The following is an 18493-nucleotide window of genomic DNA, read 5'->3' as shown; positions in this document are numbered from 1 at the left end:
CGTCGCGGGCGCGCACGGTGGGCGCATGGGCAAGAAAAGCGAAGACTACGACAAGGCGCTGGAGCGGCTGCAGGTCGCGCTGGTGGAGACGCAGGCCTGGACCATCGCGCAGGGGCTGCGGACCCTGATCGTGCTGGAGGGCCGGGACACGGCGGGCAAGGACGGGGCGATCAAGCGGCTGACCGAATACATGTCGCCGCGCCAGACGCGGGTCGTCGCCCTGCCCAAGCCGACCGAGCGCGAGGCCAGCCAGTGGTATTTCCAGCGCTACGTCGGCCACCTGCCGGCGGCGGGGGAGACGGTGATCCTGAACCGCTCCTGGTACAATCGCGGCGGGGTCGAGCCGGTGATGGGCTTCTGCACGCCCGAACAGCACGCCCAGTTCCTGAAGGACGCGCCACGCTTCGAGCGGATGCTGACGGACGACGGGATCGTGCTGATCAAGCTGTGGCTGGACATCTCGCGGCAGGAGCAGGCGCAGCGGCTGGCCGAGCGGCGGGAGGACCCGCTGAAGCAGTTCAAGCTGTCGTCGCTGGACGCCGAGGCCGAGGCGCGCTGGGACGCCTACAGCGGCGCGCGTAACCGGATGCTGGAGGAGACCGACACCCGCGCCGCCCGCTGGACCGCCGTGGCGACGGACGACAAGAAGACGGCGCGGCTGAACATCATCCGCCATGTGCTGAACAGCATCGGCGGGCCGGGGGGCAAGGTGGAGGCGCCGGACCCGAAGGTCGTCTTCCCGGCGGCGGACAACCTCGACCGGCTGTTCCGCTAGAATCCCAGCTCGGCCCGCAGTGCGGCGGGGGACAGGCCCTCCGACCGCAGATGGGCCAGGGTGACCGAGCCGTCGCGCTTGGCGTAGCGACGACCGTCGGGGCCGCTGACCAGCCGGTGGTGGCGGTAGGTCGGGGTGGGCCAGCCCATCAGGGCCTGCAGCAGGACCTGGATGTGGCTCGCCTCGAACAGGTCGAGCCCGCGGATGACGTGGGTCACGCCCTGCAGGGCGTCATCGTGGGTGACGGCGACATGGTAGGCGGTCCCGGCGTCCTTGCGGGCGACGACGACGTCGCCGGCGGTCTCGGGCCGGGCGCGGATCAGGCCGCGCTCGCCGTCGGGGGCCTCGCCCTCCTCGACAAAGGCCAGCGCGTCCCAGGCCCGGTCGCCCAGCGCCTCGCGGGCGCGGTCGAGCGACAACCGCCATGCGAAGGCCCGGCCCTCGGCCAGCAGGGCGGCTTCCTCCTCCGGCGGATGCGGACCGGGCCGGACGGCCTCGGCGCTGCCGTGCGGGGCGTCGCCGATGGCGTCGAGGATTTCCTTGCGGGTGCGGAAGCAGCGGTACAGCAGGCCGCGCCGGTCCAGCACGTCGACAACGCCGGCATAGTCGGTCAGGTGCTCGGACTGGCGACGCACCGGCGTTTCCCAGTCGAGGCCGAGCCAGTGCAGGTCTTCCAGAATGCCGGCGTCGAACTCGGGCTTGCAGCGGGTGGGGTCGATGTCCTCGATGCGCAACAGGAAGCGGCCGCCCGAGGCCTTCGCCGCCGTCCATGCGGTCAGGGCCGAGAAGGCGTGGCCCTTGTGCAGACGGCCGGTGGGGGAAGGGGCGAAGCGGGTGATCATCGGGCGCGGCCTCGCGGTTTCCGGACGTCATCGCCCGGCGCCGCTTGCGCGGGCGGGGCTGAATGGATCAGGTCGGTCCTCCAGAGCATGATCCACGCCTAGATCAGCCGTCGTCCCCTGTCGATGAGACCCGATGCCTTCCGTCCCCGGCCCTGAACAGATCGCCGCCGCCCGCGAGGCGCTGATCGCGCTCGACCCGCGACTGGCGACGGCGCACGCCAGCATGCCCGTCTTCGCATGGCGGGCGCGGACGGGCGGGTTCGAGGGGCTGTTCCGGATGATCGTGGAGCAGCAGGTCTCGGTGCAGTCCGCCGCCGCCATCTGGAAGCGGGTGTTCGACGGGCTGGGCGGGGAGGTGACGCCCGAGCGGACGCTGGCCACGGATATCGAGGCGCTGCGGGCCATGGGACTGTCGATCCAGAAGGCGACCTATGGCCACGAGATCGCGCGGGCGCATGTGGAGGGGCGGATCGACTTCGACCATCTGGAGCGGCTGTCGGACGAAGAGGCGGTGGCGAAGCTGGTCGCGATCAAGGGCGTCGGCCGGTGGACCGCCGACACCTTCCTGATGTTCTGCGAGGGGCGGACGGATGTCTTTCCCGGCGGGGACATCGCCCTGCAGGAAGCGATGCGCTGGGCCGACGGGTCGCCTGAACGGCCGAAGGAAAAGGCGGCCAATCTGCGGGCCGAGCTGTGGTCCCCGCATCGCAGCGTCGCGGCCCATCTGCTGTGGGCCTGGTACGGGGCGGTGAAGCGCGGCGAGATCGTGCTGGAGAACCCGCCCGCATAGCGGCTAGGGTTGTGACCATGACGCCTCTGGTCGACCCCGCCATCGCCAATCCCGAGACGGTTCTCGGCGCGCTCGATTTCGCGGGCGTGGCCGTGTTCGCCGCGACCGGGGCGCTGGCCGCCGCGCGCCAGAAGCATGACCTTGTGACCTTCGCCTTCTTCGGCGCCATCACCGGCGTCGGCGGCGGGACGCTGCGTGACCTGCTGATCGGTGCGCCGGTCTTCTGGGTGCAGGACTGGCGCTATATCGCCGTCTGCCTGGTCGCCTCTCTGGCCGTGTGGCTGGTGGGGGCGAGGCCCTGGCGTTTCCGGGCCCTGCTGTGGCTCGACGCCTTCGGGCTGGCCGCCTACGGCGTGATGGGGGCGGCCAAGGCGAGCGCCTTCGGCATCGCGCCGCTGATCTGCATCGTCATGGGGGCGCTGACCGCCTGTTTCGGCGGGGTGGTGCGCGACCTGCTGGCGGGCGAGCCGTCGATCCTGCTGAGGCGCGAGATCACCGTTTCGGCGGCCCTGCTGGCGGCGACGGTGTTCGTGGTGGCGCGGGTGGCCGGGCTGGACCTGTGGCCGGCGGCCTTCGTCGGCGCCTCGCTGGGCTTCGCGCTGCGCGCCGGGGCGCTGGTCTGGGGCTGGAGCCTGCCGGCCTTCCCCGGAACGGTGACGCGCTGAGTCCGCCGCGACCGTCGCGAAAGCGTCGTCGTCCGGTCATCGCCAAGGGATCGAATCGGGGATAGGGTTTGATTGCCCTGAAAGGGGCATGACGAGGGAAGGAGACGTGTCTTCAGTCCTGTCGCCTTGATAACCCTCCGTACCGCGGAGCGGACCTGATGCAGGTCCTCAGTCGTCCCCCCTCGGGCTGGCCCGCTCTGGTATTGAACGCCGACTTCCGGCCGCTGTCCTACTATCCGTTGTCGATCTGGCCGTGGGAGGAGGTGGTCAAGGCGGTGTATCAGGACCGCGTCGATGTGGTCTCGGTGTACGACAAGGTCGTGCGCAGCCCGTCCATGGAAATCCAGCTGCCCAGCGTGATCGCGCTGAAGAGCTATGTGGATCAGGACCGGCAGCCCGCCTTCACCCGCTTCAACGTCTTCCTGCGCGACGGCTTTGTCTGCCAGTACTGCGGGGACTCCACCGAACTGACCTTCGACCACGTCATCCCGCGCTGTCGCGGCGGCCGCACGACGTGGGAGAACATCGTCGCCGCCTGCGGCCCCTGCAATCTTCGCAAGGGCGGCCGCACGCCGCAGCAGGCCCAGATGGCGATCCGCCGCGCGCCGCACCGGCCCAGCGCCTGGCAGTTGCAGGAACACGGGCGGAGGTTCCCGCCGCACTACCTGCACCAGAGCTGGCTGGACTATCTGTACTGGGATATCGAGCTGGAGCCGTAGGTCAGCCAACGGCGAATTGGCGTCCCGCCATCAGCGATGGGCGTCAACGATCACGCGTCGATTGAGAGGCTCCTGAACGCCTCCGGGTGTGGGCCGGGCGAGCGTTCCCGCACCATTCCCGCGAAGTTCGATGATGTCAGGTCTGACGCCCAGCCGGACAATTTCCATCGCCATGGCCTGCGCCCTGCGCCGGGACAGCTCATCGCTGAACTCCACCGCTTCGGCTGTGTCCATATGGCCGGTAATGACGATACGGCGCAGCTCAACGCGCCTTGCGTAATCGGCGACCTCCGCAGCCACCTGATAGCCCCGGGCCGAAAGCTCGGTGCGTCCGTACTCGAACCAGCCCGCCCATTCATGGGCGGACGCCGGTTGTGCCGACAGGAGCACAGCAGCGGCCAGTACAGCGCGGAGCATCGTACCCTCCAGGTTCGGTCGAGAGCCGCCGCAGGCTCGCACGGTGAGGCGGTGCACACAATAAAAGGTCGTGTCGACCCGGTGGTAGCGCGGAGAGGCCCACGGAACACCGCTCGAATCCCCACGTTGACGGCGGGCCTTTGTCGCCGCATTCGAGCCGCCATGAAAATCCGCGTCCGCGCCGAACTCGTCTATCGCTTCGATCCTCCGACGGACGCCATCTACAAGCTGCAGGTGGCGCATTGGCCGGGGCAGAACATCCTCGAGGAGCGGCTGACCGCGACGCCGCATGTCGACTTCATCGAGAACCAGGACGACGAGTTCGGGGCGCGGACCCTACGGGCGCACCTGAGCGGCGAGGTGGCCCTGACCTATGAGGCGGTGGTCGACAACGGCATCCTGAAGGGGCTGCCGCCGGTGACGGTGCAGCATGACTGGAATGATCTGCCGGCCGAGGTGCTGACCTATCTGAACCCCAGCCGCTACTGCCCGTCGGACCAGTTCGGACGGTTCGTGGAGCGGACCTTCGGCGGCACGGTCGGGGGCGAGCGGGTGCTGGCCATCCTCGACTGGATCAAGGCCAATATCGACTATGAGCCGGGATCGTCGGACAGCGAGACGACGGCGGCGCGGACCTTCATCGACCGGGCGGGCGTGTGCCGCGACTTCACCCATCTGGGCATCACCCTGTGCCGGGCGTCGGGCATTCCGGCGCGGGCGGTCAGCGCCTATGCCTTCGACCTGACGCCGCCGGACTTCCACGCCATCTTCGAGGTCTGGCTGTCGGACGGCTGGTGGCTGGTGGACCCGACCGGGCTGGCGCCGGTCGAGGGGCTGGTGCGGATCGCCTGCGGGCGCGATGCGGCGGATATCGCCTTCCTGACGACCCAGGGGACGTGCAGCTTCGTGCGTCAGTCGGTCAGCGCGGTGGCCGCCGACTGACGCAGGGCGTCAGAACCCGGCGCGCCATTCCTCGATGAAGACCTCGCGCTTCAGCACCTTGTTCTGCGGGTCGATCAGGATGTGGGCGGTCGCGGGGGCGGTGATCTGGCCCCGGCCGCCGGTCATGGGCACGGTGACGACCTCTCCGTCGATCTCGATCTCGACCGGCATGGGGAAGGTCTGGCCGTCGCCGGTGACCCACTCCAGCCGCAGCGTCTCGCCCTCGCGGGTCTGGCGCAGGTCGGGCAGGGCGGCGTTGTAGAGATAGCCCTGGAAGAACCAGCCGAGGTCCTGTCCGGTCTCGTCATTGACGATGGCCAGGAAGTCAGGGGTCGAGGCGAAGCGGGTGGTGAAATTGCCGGGGCGCGGATCAGGGCGGCCATAGACCAGTCGGGTCACCGAGCGGAAGAAGGCCTCGTCGCCGATCAGCAGGCGCAGGGAGTGGGCGATCAGCGAGCCCTTGTTGTAGATGTCGTTCCCCGGCCCGACGTCGCCCTTGTAGACCTCATCCTCGGACTTGAGCGTGCCCGAGACGACCGGATAGCGGTTCAGCAGGCCGTTACGCTGCTTCAGCAGTTCGGCCTGGAAATAGCGCTCGCCGCGCAGCCAGCGCAGGTAGAGGGGCTGCATATAGCTGCCCAGACCCTCGTGCAGCCACATGTCGTCGGCGTTGGCGTTGGTGATCTGGTTGCCGAACCATTCGTGCGCCAGTTCATGGTGCAGCAGCCAGTCGTAGCCCTTGCCGTCCAGCCGGTACTCATTGCCGTAGGCGTTGATGGTCTGGTGCTCCATGCCCAGGTGCGGGGTCTCGACCACGCCCATCTTCTCGTCGCCGAAGGGGAAGGGGCCGACGGTGGATTCGTAGAAGTCCATCATCGGCGCGAACTCGGCGAACAGGGCGCGGACCTTCTCCGGATCGTCGCTGCGCAGATACCAGTAGGACATCGGGATCGTGTTGCCGAAACGGCTGCGATAGTCGGCGCTGATCTCTTCGTACGGCCCGATGTTCAGGGCGATGGCGTAGGTGTTGGGATTGGCCGCGGACCAGTTCCAGGTGGTCCAGCCGTCGCCGTGGTCCGTCTTGCCCAGGAAACGGCCGTTGGACGGGGCGGCGAGGTCGGACGGGATGGTGATGTGCAGGTCGACGCGGCCCGGCTCGGCCAGCGGACTGTCGATACAGGGCCAGAAGATGTCGCAGCCCTCGGGCTGGACGGCGGTGGCGATCCACGGCTCGCCCGACGGGGCGGTCGCCCAGACGAAGCCGCCGTCCCATGGCGCGCGCGGCGCGACGCGCGGGGCGCCGGCGTAGGCGATGCGGATCTGGACGGTGTCGCCGGCGGCCAGGTCGCGGCCCAGATCGATCCACAGACGGCCCTCCGGATTGCGCCAGCCGCCTTCGCCCTGTTCGATCTCACGACCATCGACCTGCACCGACGAGACCGGCAGCAGGGTATCCAGTTCGACCGGCAGGATGCTGACCGGGGCGAGGGCGGTGAAGTCCAGGACGGCGACGCCCTCGATCCGCTTCTCGTCCGGGATGACCTTGATCGACAGGTCCGCCTTGTCGAAACGGACAGCCTCCTGCTCGGGCGTGCGCGGCTGGTCCGTGGCGAGGGTGAAGGGGGTCGAATCGCGGGTGACCTCGACCGTCGCGGGATCGACCTCCTGCGCGAGGGCCGGGGCGGCCAGGGCGAACAGGGAGGCGCCCAGAAGGGCGGCGCGGCGGACGGACTTGGACACGAGACAGGCTCCCCGGCGAACAGGCGGGCAGACTGGCCGGGCGGGACCGTTCAGGCAAACAAAAAGGCCGGCGTTTCCACCGGCCTCTTCAGAACTCTTTCTGAGCGGCGTCGCTTAGGCGGCGGCTTGCTCGGCCAGCTTGGCCTTGACCTGACGCTTGATGCGCTGGGCGGCGATCGACAGCTGCTCGTCGCGGGCCTTGACGATGAAGGCGTCCAGGCCGCCCTTGTAGTCGAGGGTGCGCAGGGCGGCGTTCGAGATACGCAGCGAGAAGGTCTGACCCAGGGCGTCCGAGGTCACCTTGACGGCCTTCAGCGACGGCAGGAAGCGACGCTTGGTCTTGATGTTCGAGTGGCTCACGCTGTTGCCGACCATGGGGCCGATACCGGTGAGTTCGCAACGACGCGACATCTGACTATCCTTCGGAGCGGTCCGCGACGGGCGCAGACGCATGAAACAGGTGCGCGCGAGACACCGTCCAGCGCGAGAGGTGGGGCGTATAGAGGAAGAGTCCGGCGGGCGTCAAGGCGTCCGGAGCCGGGAACCGTTCAGCCCCCGTTCAATTCCCGCCATATATCCCCTCTACCCATGAGCCGACCCGTTTTTCGAGGGGCAAGGATGAAGACCATGCTGACCCGCGCCGCCGTTGTCGCCGTTCCCGCCATCGCCGGGGCCCTGATGCTGGCCGCGCCGACGACCCCGCGCGCCGCCCAGACCGGCCCCGCCACCGTGCTGCCCGGCTACTGGGAGTACACCACCAGCGCGGTGGGGATTCGCGACACCGAGCAGAAATGCGTGCGGCCCAGCGAGATCAACCGCTTCTTCGGCGGCCTGTCGACGCGCCGCTGGAGCTGCACCTATCCGGTGCGCCAGGTCGGCAACGGCGTGGCTCGCTTCGAGGGCACCTGCACCGACCGCAAGAATCGCCGGGTGAACGTGCGCCTGAACGGCACCTACCAGTCCGAGCAGTTCTCGTTCCGCGGCGGCGCCCAGCTGGCGCGCGGCACGCCCTATCTGCCGGCCTCGATCAATGCCCGCCGCATCAGCGCGACCTGCCCGGCCGACGCCGAATATTTCTGAGGCGATGCGCGCCTGAACGAAGAGGCCCGGGAGCGATCCCGGGCCTTTTTGCTTCAGTGGGCGGCGTCGGGCTTGAGGCGGGCGATCTGGTGCAGGGCGAAGGCGACGCCGCCGCCTATGACCACGCCGATGACCGCCGAAATCAGGGCGGTGACGAGCCAGCCCAGCAGGCCGCCCAGCGGGCCGGTTGCATGGGCGACGGCGTGGGCCAGATGCTCGACCGGTTCCGCCGGCCAGTGCAGGCCCAGCTCGTGCGTCCCGTGCATCAGGATGCCGCCGCCGACCCACAGCATGGCGAAGGTGCCGATGACGGAGAGGGCTGACATGATGATCGGCATGCCCTTCACCAGCCCCCGGCCGATGGTCTGGCTGAGACGCGAGGGCTTCTGCGCCATGTGCAGGCCGATGTCGTCCATCTTCACGATCAGGCCGACCGCGCCATAGACGACGATGGTCATGGCGACGCCGACGACCAGCAGGACGCTGGCCTGGGTCAGGAGCGGGCGGTCGGCGACGTCGTTCAGGGCGATGACCATGATCTCGGCTGACAGGATCAGGTCTGTGCGCACGGCGCCGGAAACGGTCTTCTTCTCCAGATGGGCGGGGTCGTCGGAGGTTTCCCCGGCGTCGTCATGATGACCGCCGCCGAACATCTCCAGGAGCTTCTCCGCGCCCTCGAAGCAGAGGTAGGTTCCGCCCAGCATCAGGATGGGCGTCAGCGCCCAGGGCGCGAAGCTGCTCAGCAGGAGGGCCACCGGCAGGATCAGCAGCAGCTTGTTGCGGATCGAGCCGACGGCGATCTTGCCGATGATCGGCAGTTCGCGGCTGGGCGACAGGCCGGTGACGTATTTGGGCGTAACGGCCGCGTCATCGATGACCACGCCCGCCGCCTTGGCTCCCGCCTTGCCCGCCGCAGCGCCGACATCGTCGATCGACGCCGCCGCCATCTTGGCGATCCCCGCCACGTCATCGAGCAGGGCGATCAGTCCGGAGGGCATGGGAAGGTCTGCGCCTGAGAGAAAAGAGGAGGCGGCAGAGGTAAGCGAAGCCGGGGCGGGTGTCGATGCGTCCCGCCCCGTGTTCGGCGGCGCCGCCTAGGGTTGGACCCGACGCCACAGGGCGTTGAAGGCGAGGGAGTCGTAGAAGGCGGAGACGCGGATCACCCGGTCGCCGCTGAAGGTCATGAACCAGGCGTAGGTGTTGTCGTAGGGCAGGCCGTCGTGGGCCATGCCGGAGGCGTCGAAGAAGATGATCACCGTGTCGCCGTCGACGTGTATCGAGCGGATCGTCGGACGAATGCCCGCGATCATCCGGGCATTGAACGGGGCGATCACGCGGTCGATGAAGGCGGCCTTGCCCTCATAGGTTCCGGCCGCGTCCGAGCGTCCGGTGATGGTCCAGACGGCGTCTTCGGCCAGCAGGTCGAACGGGCCGCCCGTTCCGGCGCGCCAGGCGTCGAAGGCGGTCTGGACAGCCGCCAGATTCCGAAGTTCGGCATCGGTATGGCTCGAGGCCTGTGTAGCGGAAATGTCGGGAACGCGGGTCACGGCGGTCACTCCGGGAGTGGCGGTCAAGGCGAGGGTCAGGGCGGCGAGGGTGGTCAGGATCGGGCGCATGTCAGGTCTCCTGTCGAAAAGAGTAAGCCGCCGCCCGTTGCGGGGGCGGCGGCTCAGGCGAGATCAGATCCGGTTGTCCCAGGCGGCCAGTTGGTGGGCCTTCAGCATGTCCTCGGTCGCCTTGGGCGAGACATTGCGGAACAGGCCCTCGTCGGCGGGGACGATCTCGATCATGCGGTCGATCTGTTCCCGGGCGTCCATGTGTCCGTCCGGAGCCGACAGGAAGGCGTCGAACTCGGCCCGCAGGGCGGCGCGCTTGGTGACGTTCACCGCATCGTCCAGCCAGCGGAACGGCGTGTCCGCCATCGTCTCGTTGTAGCCGGTGTAGTAGGCGCCCGGGTTGATGGTCTGGACCTTCAGGCCATGGGGGGCGATCTCTTGCTGCATCGCTTCGGCGATCGATTCCAGGGCATGCTTGGTCGAGACGTAGACGCCCCAGTTGGCCGGGGTGAACAGGCCGCCCATCGACGAGGTGAAGACGACCTTCTTGCCCTTCTGGCCGGCGGCGATCCACGTCTTCACGAAGGCCTGGCTCAGAGCCAGCGGTGCGAAGACGTTGACCTCATAGTTGCGGCGCACGAGGTCCAAAGGGATTTCAAACACCGGACCAGCCTCGCCGACGCCGGCGTTTGACCAGAGCACGTCCACCTCCGGGGCCAGCTTCTCGATGTAAGCCATGTCGTAGGGGTCGAGCAGGTCCAGCTTGAGGACCTCGAAGTCCTTCAGGCCGAGGGCCTTGGCCTTTTCGCGCAGCGGCGTGACCTGGGGCGAAATCTGCACCGTGGCGATGATGCGGTGGCCGGCCTGGGCCATGCCGATGGCGGCGGCTTCAGCGAAGCCCGAACCAGCGCCGGTGATCAGGATGGTTTTGCGGGTGGTGGTCATGGTCGTGTTCCTTTGATTTGAAGGTTTGCAGTCGGGGTGGTGGTGGGCAGTTCAGAGGGAGAGGGCAGCGGCGCCGGCCCGGGCGATCTCGGCGTCCTGCGCCGGGCTGCCGCCCGAGACGCCGACGGCGCCGATCAGGCCGCCTTCGAAGGCGAGGGGAACGCCGCCGGCGAAGGTCATCAGGCCGCCGTTGGAGCGGTCCAGACCGGGGGCCGGAGCGCCGGGCTTGCAGTAGTCCCAGACGGCTTCACTGGTGATGCCGAAGAGGACGCTGGTCCGAGCCTTGCCGATCGAGACGTCGATGGAGCCCAGCACCGCGCCGTCCATCCGGTGGAAGACCTTCAGGTGGGCGCCGGCGTCCAGCACGGCGATATTGGCGGCGATCCCCAGTTCGTTCGCCTTTGTCGTGGCGGCGGCGAGGATGGTCAGGGCCTGGTCGGAGGTGATCATGGCGTTGTCCTTGGGTCAGGCGGCTTGGTTGAGGGAAAGGGGCGGATAGGTCCGCTCCCAGCCGGTTGAGGGATCAGAGGCGAGCGCCCAAAGGGTCTCGGCGACGCCGGTGGCTTCGGCGCTGTCGGGGGCGACCAGGGTGGCGACCGTGGCGATGGCGATGCGGATGCCGCGCTGGTCCAGATCGGGGGCCAGTCCCTCGACGAGATTGCGCAACGCCGCCTTGCCGAGGCCAAGGCTGGCCCAGCCGGCGTGAGGGCTGAGGGCCAGTCCGCCGCCGGTGACCAGGATGGTCCCGCCCCGTTCGGCGAAGACTCTTTCGGCCGCCCGGATGGTGTTCAGCCCGCCGGTGATGTTTACGGCGACGTCGGCCGAGACCTCGGCGTCAGTCATGCTGAACAGGTCCTGTTGCCGGACGACGGCGGCGTTGTAGAGGACCGTTGTCATGCCGCCGGTCAGACGGTCGGCGTTGCGGACGGCGGACTGGATCGCGGCGGCGTCGGTGGCGTCCACGATCAGGCCGTGGGCGTCGAGGCCCTGGCCGACCAGACGGGCGACCATGGCGTCCAGCGCGCGCGGATTGCGGGCGCCGAGGACGACGGTCCAGCCTTCGCGGCCGAACCGCTCTGCGGCCGCCAGCCCGATGCCCGGACCGGCGCCGACGATCAGGACCGCGCCGCTCACGACAGCACCTCGGCCAGCTCGATCAGGTTGCCGAAGGGGTCGCAGAAGAAGGCCAGCTTGCGGCTGATGGCCTCCAGCACGAACGGCTCTGTGACGATGGTCACGCCGCGGGCGCGCAGGGCCTCCACCGTCGCATCGACACTGGCGACGTTGAGGCAGAAGTGGTGGTAGCCACGGTATTTCAGGCTGTCGCCCAGGTCGGTGTAGGGGCGAACCTCGATCGGGGCGGGCTCGCCGCCGCCCAGGACCTCGACGTAGAAATGGTCGTCGGTCGGCGGGGCCAGATAGGCCCGTTGTTCGTCGGCGTAGACCCATTCGGCGACGATGCGGAAGTCCAGCTTGCCGACGTAGAAGTTGATCGCGTCCTGCAGGTTGGGGGTGCGGACCGCCACATGGTGCCCGCGCATGTCGGCGAAGGGCGAGGCGGCGTTGGGGACGGCGTCGGTCTCGGCTACGTCTGGGAAGGCCGTGCGGCCCGCGAAATCGCCGACGGCCGCCTGATCCGCTGTCTGAACGACTGGTGCCAGCCGGAGGACTGGCTCTACCTCTACTATCCGACGCGGAAATACATTTCGGCGGGCCTGAGGGCGGTGATTGAGGCGATGCGGGCCTGAGGCGCGCAAAGCAAAAGGCCCGGGATCGCTCCCGGGCCTTCTGTCTGTTCAGCGATGCGCGTCTGATCAGGCGGCTTCGGCCTCGGCGGCCGGAGCGACGGCCTTCTTGGCGCTCAGCGACTTGCCGAGCAGTTCGACGGCCGCATCCTTGTCGATCTTGTTGGCGGCGGCGACTTCGCGGGCCATGCGGTCCAGGGCCGACTCGTACAGCTGACGCTCCGAGTAGGACTGTTCCGGCTGGCTGTCGGCGCGGTGCAGGTCGCGGACCACTTCGGCGATCGAGATCAGGTCGCCCGAGTTGATCTTGGCTTCGTATTCTTGGGCGCGACGCGACCACATGGTGCGCTTCACGCGGGCGCGGCCCTTCAGGGTGGTCAGGGCCTTGGTGACCACGTCATCGGCGGCCAGCGAGCGCAGGCCGGCGGTCTTCGCCTTCTTGGTCGGGACGCGCAGGGTCATCTTTTCGTGGTCGAAGGTCACGACGTAGACCTCCAGCGACATGCCCGCGACTTCCTGGGTCTCGATGGCCGCCACCTTGCCGACGCCGTGCGCCGGATAGACGACCGCATCGCCAACCTTGAATTCCAGACCAGTCTTGCTCGTCATGTCACTTCCTTTCCCGGCTCAGCGGGAGGGGAGAGGCGAAGGCGCACGGACAATAGAATAACAACCGCCGGAAGCTTGCCCCGTCGGAGATGTCGATCTGGTCGTCAAATGCGGAAACGGATCACCCAACCTCTGGCCGATCCCGTCTTCGTGGACGGGATTCTGTCGCAAACGCGGGCGGCGCGAGGTTTTCGCAGACCGCCCGACCCAATGACAGGAACCTATCACAAATCTGCGGAATTTCAAAACGTCCACAGCGTCCGTGTGGAAATGGCTGGAAATCCTCGCCGGAACGGGGCAGCGCGAAATGATTCAGCGCTAACTATAACAGCCCAGCTTTTCAGGTACCCGTGCCGGGCTTGGGCGAGAAATATTTCTCGTACTTGCCGGTCTCTCGTTCGAACTGTTCCTTGTCCTCGGGCGGCGTGCCCTTGACGGTGATGTTCGGCCAGACCTTGGCGTATTCGGCGTTGATCTGCAGCCACTTGCCATCCGGCTCGTCCTCGGTGTCCGGGACGATGGCGTCGACCGGGCATTCGGGCTCGCAGACGCCGCAATCGATGCATTCGTCCGGCGCGATGACGAGGAAATTCTCGCCCTCATAGAAGCAGTCGACCGGACACACCTCGACGCAGTCCATGAATTTGCAGCGCACGCAGGCGTCGGTGACGATGTAGGTCATGGGCGGGAGGCAGGCGTTTCGGTGAGGGCGCGGGACGCGCAGATGACCCCGCGGGGCTGAACTGTCAACCGGACGGGACGTTTCGGGGGTTGCGGTGGCGCTTGCGGGCGCTATTTGTAGCTTTCTCTATTACAGTTTTCCCGGAGACTCCTCATGCGTCCCTTTGCCCGTTACGCCGCCGTCGGCGTCGCCTCCCTCGCCCTGCTGACCGGCGGCGCCGTCGTCGCCCAGGCCGCCCTGACCAAGACCCCGTCGGAAGTGACCGCCGGCGCCTACAAGCTGGACTCCTCGCACGGCAACATCACCTGGTCGGTCGATCACATGGGCTTCTCGACCTACACCGGCCAGTTCGTGAACGTGCAGGCCGAGCTGAGTCTGAACACCTCGAACCCGTCGGCCTCGACCCTGACGGCGACCATCCCGCTGGCCGATGTGCTGACGGGCAGCCAGGGTCTGAACGCCCACCTGCAGACCGCCGACTTCTTCGACACCGCCAACCACCCGACCGCGACCTTCGTCTCGCGCTCGGTGACGGTGGACGCCGATGACGCCAACGAGGCCACGGTGGTCGGCGATCTGACCCTGCGCGGCGTGACCAAGCCGGTGACCATCGAGGTCACCTTCAACCAGGCCGGTCCGTCGATGGGCAATACCTACAAGGCCGGTTTCGACGGCGAGGCCACGATCAAGCGTTCGGACTTCGGCATCACCTACGGCATCCCGATGGGCCTGGGCGACGAGGTCAAGCTGCACCTCGAGGGCGAGTTCACCCTTCAGCAGTAAGTACGTAAAGGGCGCGGGCTTCCTCGGGAGGTCCGCGCCGTTCGCCGAGGGCCAGCACCTCGAGGTCGAACAGCCGCCCGCCGAGGGCGAACACCAGACGGTCGCCGGGGTGGACCGAGCGGCTGGCCTTGTCGAGGCGCACCTGCTGGCCGTTGTGGGTCAGGCGGATCGTCCCCTTCTCCACCATCGTCGCCGCCAGGGTCCGCGTCTTCGCGAACCGCGCGCGCCACAGCCAGACATCGATACGACAGGCGGCGTCCGTCATGCGGTCGCGTCGGGCTGTGTATCAGGCGCGCGGGCGTAGGCCGCCGAGAGCCTGCGATAATAGGGCGAGTTGAACGCCGCGGTTGTCAGCAGGATGCCAACCACGCCCGCGATGGTGAAGACCAGGGCGATCCCGCGATCCGGACCTCGCCCGAACCAGTCGCCGATCGCCGCGGCGCCGGCGCCGTCGGTCATGAAGGGAATGACCACGAACTGGGTCAGCGGGCCGATCAGGAAGGCGGTCAGCGGCGCCGCCGCCAGTTCGACCGACTGGGCGAAACCGAAGACGCGGCCCTGCCGCTCATAGGGCACGACCTTCTGCAGGGTGGTCTGCTCCGCCGCCTCGGCGAAGGGGCCGACGAACATCCAGATGAAGCAGCCGACGCCCAGCAGGACGATCCACGGCTGGAGGGTGAACAGGGCGGCGGTGGTCCAGGCGATCAGATTGACGATCATCAGGGTCCGGAGCGGATTGGCGCCCAGACCCGTCCGCGCGATGACGATGCCGCTGAGGATGAAGGCGACCGAGACGGCGCCCCACAACAGGCCCCAGTGCTGCACCGCCATCAGCGACAGGCCATAGGCGTCCATCAGCGCCATGAAGACCCCGCCGAGGAAGTTGTTGAACGTGGCGAACAGGATCAGGGCGAACAGGCCAGGCACGGCGCCGATGATCTTCAGCGTGCCGGGCAGGTCGATCTTCTTCGGCGCGTGCTCGCCGCTTTCGTCCGTGGCCGGGGGCGGCTCGTCCAGCCGGACCGTCATCAGATGGGCGAAGGCGAGGGCGGTGAAGATCAGGCCGAAGGCGAGGGTGGCGACCAGCCCGCCCCAGGCGACCAGAAAGCCGCTGATCACCGAGGTGGTCAGGAAGCCGATGCCGCTGACCATGCCGACGAGGCCATTGGCCTTGTCCCGCCGATCTTCCGGGATCAGGGCGGTGACCAGGGTAGGCAGGGCGATGCCGCGGATATTGCCGGCGATAACCCCCAGCATGATCAGGCCGATCAGCAGCCACAGCGACACACCGCCGACATCGGACAGGGCTGCCTCCGGCGTCAGAACATAGGCGGCGAAGGCGATGGCGTAGAAGGCGATCGAGACGAGGCTGGAGCCCAGCATCACCCGCTTCTTGCGATGATGATCGACCAGACTGCCGAACCACAGGGCGAAGGCGGCGGTCAGGACCAGATAGAGGCCCGCGATCATGCCGGTGGCGAACACCGACTGCGTCTCGATGTAGACCCAGAAAGTGAGGGCGAACCACACCGTGTAGTTGGTGATGTTGGCGACGGCGTTGTTCACCAGCAAATGATGGAAGGGCGTCACCGGGCCTCCTTGCGGCGTCGGGGCCGGCGGGGCCGGGCCGGCTTCGGCTCGGGCTTGGGCGCCGTCAGGGCGGCGAGGGCCGCGAAGGGCGAATCCTTGACCGGCTTCGGCGCCCTGCCCGGGCGGTCCGGCTGCTGCGCGCGGACGGTCTTCAGCGCCGCCAGCAGGGCGTTCGCCTCCTCGCCGGTGACGCCGAGGTCGCGCAGGTCGCGGTCGGACAGCTTGCCTTCGCCCTTCGCCCGGCGTTCGCTCAACGCTTCCAGCAACTCTACCGGCGCGGCGAAGCGGCCGACCGCGCGCAGGCCGAAGGCGGACAGCAGGCGCGGCGGTGGCGGGGGCTCGGGCAGGATGCTGAGGCCGGTCGCCCGGGGGCGGAAGGGTTCGCGCGCCATGAAGGCCTGTCCCACAACACGGGCGCGGTCCTTGAGCAGGGCAGGCTGCCAGACCGAATGGGCGCCGAGGCGGACCCCGAATTCCTTCAGGGTGCGGCGCTCGACCTGGGACAGGGCGGCCAGATCGCGCTCGACCTCGCGACGATCAATGATCCCGCCGGCCTCGACCAGCCTGAAGGCGATCCCGCGCGGCAGCCCCTTCAACGTACCGTTCTCGATGGCCGTCTTCAGGCGACGCAGGGGGCGCAGGGCGCGACCGGACTCGCCGGCGAGCCAGGCCTCCAGCCGCTTCGTCGCCCGCTCGCGGGCGGCCACGGCGCCGAGGTCGCCCAGCAGTCTGATCTTCGGTGCGAAGGGCTCGCCGCCGGTGATGACGCCCGCCTGCACCCCGCGCCACAGCACGGCGCCGTCGGGCGTGACGGAAAAGGCCTCGTCGGGCTCGGCGGCCAGCTGGCCCAGTCGCTTGGCGATCTCGGGCGTGACCGCCTGGCGGGCGGCGTGGCGCAGGGCGCGGTCCTCCAGCGCCGAGGAGCCCTTGTCGATCCGGAACTCGATGCCGGACAACTGGCCGACGGAATGACCCTCGACGATGACTTCGCCGGTCGCGTCCTCCACCTGCGCCATCGCATCGCCGCGCACATTCAGGGCCTGCATCAGGGCGGTGGTCCGGCGATCGACGAAACGGGCGGTCAGCCGCTCGTGCAGGACGTCGGACAGCCGTTCCTCCAGTGCCTTGGTCCTGTCGCGCCAGCCCTGCGCCTGATCCAGCCAGTCGGGGCGGTTGGCGATATAGCTTAGCGTGCGCACGCCGCTGAGCCGGGCGGAAATCTGGTCGATCTGGCCGTCGTCGCGATCCAGCTCGGCGAAGCGCGGCGCGATCCAGTCCTCGGTCAGGCGACCGCGTTTGCCGGTCAGGGCCTGGAAGATGTCCTTGGCCAGCCGGGAATGCTCATCCAGCGTGGTCTTCTGGAAGTCCGGCAGCTGGCAGGCCTCCCACAGGCGCATTATCGCCCCTCGCGAGCGGCCGATGCGGGCCACTTCCTCGTCCTTGATCAGGCGGCGCAGCAGGGTCTCGTCCAGCGCCGGGGCGGTCAGGTTCAGCCCCTTCACCCCCGGCGTCACCACCAGCGAGCGCAACAGGTCGTTCAGGGTGTCGAAGTCCAGCCTGGCGTTCCGCCACTCGGCGCTCTCGACCGGATCGAAGCGATGCTCGACCACCTGTTCGACCAGATCGGGGTCCAGCTCCAGCGCCTCGCCCGTGACGCCGAAGGTGCCGTCGCGCAGGTGACGTCCCGCGCGACCGGCGATCTGGCCGATCTCGGTGGCGTGCAGCCAGCGGGTGCGACGGCCATCGAACTTCCTCAGACCGGCGAAGGCGACATGGTCCACGTCCATGTTCAGCCCCATGCCGATGGCGTCGGTGGCGACGAGGAAGTCGACCTCGCCGGACTGGAACAGCTCGACCTGGGCGTTGCGGGTGCGCGGCGAGAGGCTGCCCATCACCACGGCGGCGCCGCCGCGCTGACGCCGGATCAGCTCCGCGATGGCGTAAACCTGCTCGGTCGAGAAGGCGACGATGGCGCTGCGGCGGGGCAGGCGGGTCAGCTTCTTGGAGCCCGCATAGGACAGGACCGACAGCCGGTCGCGCGAGACGATCTCCACATCCGGCACGAGGGCGCGGATCAGCGGGGCCATGGTCCCGGCCCCCAGGAACATGGTCTCCTCGCGACCCCGCGCGTGCAGCAGCCGCTGCGTGAAGACGTGGCCGCGCTCCGGGTCGGCGACCAGCTGGATTTCGTCGATGGCGAGGAACTCGACCGTCCGCTCCAGCGGCATGGCCTCGACGGTGCAGACGAAATAGTGCGGCCGGGCGGGGACGATCTTCTCCTCGCCGGTGATAAGGGCGACCTTGGACGCGCCGCGCTGTCTGACGATGCGGTCATAGATCTCGCGGGCCAGCAACCGCAGCGGCAGGCCGATCATGCCGGACGCATGACCCAGCATCCGCTCGACCGCCAGATGGGTCTTGCCGGTGTTGGTGGGCCCCAGGATCGCCGTCACGCGCGAGGGGGTCTTGCCTGTGCCGCGGTCACTCATCTTGTCGATAAAGGTGGCCTCTCCGGCCCGGTTCCTCAAGCGGAAGTCTCTCAGGCGTGACCGGAGTAAATGCGAAGCTGTGCAGGAGCGGAACAGGCGCGAAACGAATCAGGACCGAATCGGC

23 protein-coding genes are annotated in these 18493 nt (G+C 68.2%); 8 read left to right on the top strand and 15 right to left on the bottom strand.

The genetic code is table 11. The annotated features are described in order from the left end of the window. Positions 1-25 precede the first annotated feature (25 nt). Positions 26-775: a polyphosphate kinase 2 gene (ppk2, locus tag ACFQQC_RS00435; RefSeq protein ID WP_376858624.1), complete on the top strand. Its 750-nt coding sequence runs from the start codon at positions 26-28 to the stop codon at positions 773-775. Here ppk2 and gluQRS read toward each other — a convergent pair. Beyond that, positions 772-1617, bottom strand: a complete 846-nt coding sequence (gluQRS, locus tag ACFQQC_RS00430) for a tRNA glutamyl-Q(34) synthetase GluQRS (RefSeq protein ID WP_376858622.1) — start codon at positions 1615-1617, stop codon at positions 772-774. The two genes, ppk2 and gluQRS, sit on opposite strands and share 4 nt — an antisense overlap. Positions 1618-1750: 133 nt before the next feature. On the opposite strand from gluQRS, the gene ACFQQC_RS00425 reads away from it, so the two are divergent. The 3 genes from ACFQQC_RS00425 to ACFQQC_RS00415 all read left to right on the top strand — a co-directional run bounded on the left by ACFQQC_RS00425 (position 1751) and on the right by ACFQQC_RS00415 (position 3791). Further along, positions 1751-2407 (top strand): DNA-3-methyladenine glycosylase family protein, encoded by a 657-nt coding sequence (locus ACFQQC_RS00425; RefSeq protein WP_376858620.1) that lies wholly within the window; start codon positions 1751-1753, stop codon positions 2405-2407. Positions 2408-2424: 17 nt separating this feature from the next. Next, positions 2425-3072, top strand: a complete 648-nt coding sequence (locus ACFQQC_RS00420; protein ID WP_376858618.1) for a trimeric intracellular cation channel family protein — start codon at positions 2425-2427, stop codon at positions 3070-3072. A 158-nt stretch (positions 3073-3230) separates the two neighbouring features. After that, on the top strand, positions 3231-3791 hold the full coding sequence (locus ACFQQC_RS00415) for an HNH endonuclease (RefSeq protein ID WP_376858616.1): 561 nt from the start codon (positions 3231-3233) through the stop codon (positions 3789-3791). A 30-nt stretch (positions 3792-3821) separates the two neighbouring features. On the opposite strand, the gene ACFQQC_RS00410 is transcribed toward ACFQQC_RS00415, so the two are convergent. After that, complete coding sequence (locus ACFQQC_RS00410) at positions 3822-4208, bottom strand: OmpA family protein (protein WP_376858614.1); 387 nt, start codon at positions 4206-4208, stop codon at positions 3822-3824. 162 nt (positions 4209-4370) lie between these two features. Between ACFQQC_RS00410 and ACFQQC_RS00405 the strand changes: the two genes are divergently transcribed. Next, positions 4371-5150 carry a transglutaminase family protein gene (locus ACFQQC_RS00405; protein WP_376858613.1) on the top strand — a complete coding sequence of 260 codons (780 nt, stop codon included), beginning with the start codon at positions 4371-4373 and terminating at the stop codon, positions 5148-5150. A gap of 9 nt (positions 5151-5159) precedes the next feature. On the opposite strand, the gene ACFQQC_RS00400 is transcribed toward ACFQQC_RS00405, so the two are convergent. Both ACFQQC_RS00400 and rpmB read right to left on the bottom strand, forming a co-directional pair. Further along, positions 5160-6890 carry a M1 family metallopeptidase gene (locus tag ACFQQC_RS00400; RefSeq protein WP_376858611.1) on the bottom strand — a complete coding sequence of 577 codons (1731 nt, stop codon included), beginning with the start codon at positions 6888-6890 and terminating at the stop codon, positions 5160-5162. A 114-nt stretch (positions 6891-7004) separates the two neighbouring features. After that, the gene (gene rpmB / locus ACFQQC_RS00395; protein WP_376858609.1) at positions 7005-7301 is read right to left on the bottom strand and encodes a 50S ribosomal protein L28; all 297 of its coding nucleotides are present in this window, start codon (positions 7299-7301) and stop codon (positions 7005-7007) included. Positions 7302-7517: 216 nt separating this feature from the next. On the opposite strand from rpmB, the gene ACFQQC_RS00390 reads away from it, so the two are divergent. Continuing rightward, positions 7518-7970, top strand: a complete 453-nt coding sequence (locus tag ACFQQC_RS00390) for a DUF3617 domain-containing protein (protein WP_376858607.1) — start codon at positions 7518-7520, stop codon at positions 7968-7970. A 53-nt stretch (positions 7971-8023) separates the two neighbouring features. On the opposite strand, the gene ACFQQC_RS00385 is transcribed toward ACFQQC_RS00390, so the two are convergent. The 6 genes from ACFQQC_RS00385 to ACFQQC_RS00360 form a co-directional block, all read right to left on the bottom strand. Beyond that, complete coding sequence (locus tag ACFQQC_RS00385; protein ID WP_376858605.1) at positions 8024-8968, bottom strand: DUF808 domain-containing protein; 945 nt, start codon at positions 8966-8968, stop codon at positions 8024-8026. Positions 8969-9064: 96 nt separating this feature from the next. Then, complete coding sequence (locus ACFQQC_RS00380) at positions 9065-9586, bottom strand: nuclear transport factor 2 family protein (RefSeq protein ID WP_376858603.1); 522 nt, start codon at positions 9584-9586, stop codon at positions 9065-9067. A gap of 63 nt (positions 9587-9649) precedes the next feature. Next, complete coding sequence (locus tag ACFQQC_RS00375) at positions 9650-10471, bottom strand: SDR family oxidoreductase (protein ID WP_376858601.1); 822 nt, start codon at positions 10469-10471, stop codon at positions 9650-9652. A gap of 51 nt (positions 10472-10522) precedes the next feature. After that, positions 10523-10921 (bottom strand): heme-binding protein, encoded by a 399-nt coding sequence (locus ACFQQC_RS00370; protein WP_376858599.1) that lies wholly within the window; start codon positions 10919-10921, stop codon positions 10523-10525. Positions 10922-10936: 15 nt separating this feature from the next. After that, a complete protein-coding gene (locus ACFQQC_RS00365) occupies positions 10937-11605 on the bottom strand; it encodes an SDR family oxidoreductase (protein WP_376858597.1) in 669 nt (222 codons plus the stop codon). Further along, entirely contained in the window at positions 11602-11997 is a 396-nt protein-coding gene (locus ACFQQC_RS00360) for a VOC family protein (RefSeq protein WP_376858595.1), read from the bottom strand. Before ACFQQC_RS00360 ends, ACFQQC_RS00365 begins: the two co-directional genes overlap by 4 nt. On the opposite strand from ACFQQC_RS00360, the gene ACFQQC_RS00355 reads away from it, so the two are divergent. Next, a complete protein-coding gene (locus ACFQQC_RS00355; RefSeq protein WP_376858594.1) occupies positions 11998-12219 on the top strand; it encodes a LysR substrate-binding domain-containing protein in 222 nt (73 codons plus the stop codon). A gap of 66 nt (positions 12220-12285) precedes the next feature. On the opposite strand, the gene ACFQQC_RS00350 is transcribed toward ACFQQC_RS00355, so the two are convergent. After that, a complete protein-coding gene (locus tag ACFQQC_RS00350) occupies positions 12286-12825 on the bottom strand; it encodes a CarD family transcriptional regulator (protein ID WP_376858592.1) in 540 nt (179 codons plus the stop codon). Between the two features lie 340 nt (positions 12826-13165). Continuing rightward, on the bottom strand, positions 13166-13507 hold the full coding sequence (fdxA, locus tag ACFQQC_RS00345; RefSeq protein ID WP_376858590.1) for a ferredoxin FdxA: 342 nt from the start codon (positions 13505-13507) through the stop codon (positions 13166-13168). A gap of 153 nt (positions 13508-13660) precedes the next feature. Between fdxA and ACFQQC_RS00340 the strand changes: the two genes are divergently transcribed. Further along, entirely contained in the window at positions 13661-14290 is a 630-nt protein-coding gene (locus tag ACFQQC_RS00340; protein WP_376858588.1) for a YceI family protein, read from the top strand. On the opposite strand, the gene ACFQQC_RS00335 is transcribed toward ACFQQC_RS00340, so the two are convergent. From ACFQQC_RS00335 to ACFQQC_RS00325, 3 genes are read right to left on the bottom strand one after another with little or no spacing between them, the layout of a single operon-like run. Beyond that, complete coding sequence (locus ACFQQC_RS00335; protein ID WP_376858586.1) at positions 14274-14555, bottom strand: RNA-binding S4 domain-containing protein; 282 nt, start codon at positions 14553-14555, stop codon at positions 14274-14276. The genes ACFQQC_RS00340 and ACFQQC_RS00335 overlap by 17 nt on opposite strands. Further along, positions 14552-15880, bottom strand: a complete 1329-nt coding sequence (locus ACFQQC_RS00330) for an MFS transporter (protein ID WP_376858584.1) — start codon at positions 15878-15880, stop codon at positions 14552-14554. Before ACFQQC_RS00330 ends, ACFQQC_RS00335 begins: the two co-directional genes overlap by 4 nt. Further along, the gene (locus ACFQQC_RS00325; RefSeq protein ID WP_376860811.1) at positions 15877-18369 is read right to left on the bottom strand and encodes a helicase-related protein; all 2493 of its coding nucleotides are present in this window, start codon (positions 18367-18369) and stop codon (positions 15877-15879) included. Before ACFQQC_RS00325 ends, ACFQQC_RS00330 begins: the two co-directional genes overlap by 4 nt. Positions 18370-18493 lie beyond the last annotated feature (124 nt).

Source organism: Brevundimonas sp. GCM10030266 (assembly GCF_042666595.1).
Lineage (GTDB): Bacteria > Pseudomonadota > Alphaproteobacteria > Caulobacterales > Caulobacteraceae > Brevundimonas.
The sequence above is the reverse complement of the archived record's forward strand: the minus strand, read 5'-3'. Positions and strand labels throughout refer to the sequence as shown.

Bases quoted from the DNA above. Each gene is read 5' to 3' on its own strand.
- ppk2 (WP_376858624.1), top strand. From the start codon at position 26: ATGGGCAAGAAAAGCGAAGACTACGACAAGGCGCTGGAGCGGCTGCAG.
- ACFQQC_RS00380 (WP_376858603.1), bottom strand. From the start codon at position 9,586: ATGCGCCCGATCCTGACCACCCTCGCCGCCCTGACCCTCGCCTTGACC.
- ACFQQC_RS00415 (WP_376858616.1), top strand. From the start codon at position 3,231: ATGCAGGTCCTCAGTCGTCCCCCCTCGGGCTGGCCCGCTCTGGTATTG.
- ACFQQC_RS00375 (WP_376858601.1), bottom strand. From the start codon at position 10,471: ATGACCACCACCCGCAAAACCATCCTGATCACCGGCGCTGGTTCGGGC.
- ACFQQC_RS00350 (WP_376858592.1), bottom strand. From the start codon at position 12,825: ATGACGAGCAAGACTGGTCTGGAATTCAAGGTTGGCGATGCGGTCGTC.
- fdxA (WP_376858590.1), bottom strand. From the start codon at position 13,507: ATGACCTACATCGTCACCGACGCCTGCGTGCGCTGCAAATTCATGGAC.
- ACFQQC_RS00335 (WP_376858586.1), bottom strand. From the start codon at position 14,555: ATGACGGACGCCGCCTGTCGTATCGATGTCTGGCTGTGGCGCGCGCGG.
- ACFQQC_RS00410 (WP_376858614.1), bottom strand. From the start codon at position 4,208: ATGCTCCGCGCTGTACTGGCCGCTGCTGTGCTCCTGTCGGCACAACCG.
- ACFQQC_RS00370 (WP_376858599.1), bottom strand. From the start codon at position 10,921: ATGATCACCTCCGACCAGGCCCTGACCATCCTCGCCGCCGCCACGACA.
- ACFQQC_RS00390 (WP_376858607.1), top strand. From the start codon at position 7,518: ATGCTGACCCGCGCCGCCGTTGTCGCCGTTCCCGCCATCGCCGGGGCC.
- ACFQQC_RS00425 (WP_376858620.1), top strand. From the start codon at position 1,751: ATGCCTTCCGTCCCCGGCCCTGAACAGATCGCCGCCGCCCGCGAGGCG.
- ACFQQC_RS00405 (WP_376858613.1), top strand. From the start codon at position 4,371: ATGAAAATCCGCGTCCGCGCCGAACTCGTCTATCGCTTCGATCCTCCG.
- gluQRS (WP_376858622.1), bottom strand. From the start codon at position 1,617: ATGATCACCCGCTTCGCCCCTTCCCCCACCGGCCGTCTGCACAAGGGC.
- ACFQQC_RS00325 (WP_376860811.1), bottom strand. From the start codon at position 18,369: ATGAGTGACCGCGGCACAGGCAAGACCCCCTCGCGCGTGACGGCGATC.
- ACFQQC_RS00340 (WP_376858588.1), top strand. From the start codon at position 13,661: ATGCGTCCCTTTGCCCGTTACGCCGCCGTCGGCGTCGCCTCCCTCGCC.
- ACFQQC_RS00355 (WP_376858594.1), top strand. From the start codon at position 11,998: ATGGTGCCCGCGCATGTCGGCGAAGGGCGAGGCGGCGTTGGGGACGGC.
- ACFQQC_RS00420 (WP_376858618.1), top strand. From the start codon at position 2,425: ATGACGCCTCTGGTCGACCCCGCCATCGCCAATCCCGAGACGGTTCTC.
- ACFQQC_RS00385 (WP_376858605.1), bottom strand. From the start codon at position 8,968: ATGCCCTCCGGACTGATCGCCCTGCTCGATGACGTGGCGGGGATCGCC.
- rpmB (WP_376858609.1), bottom strand. From the start codon at position 7,301: ATGTCGCGTCGTTGCGAACTCACCGGTATCGGCCCCATGGTCGGCAAC.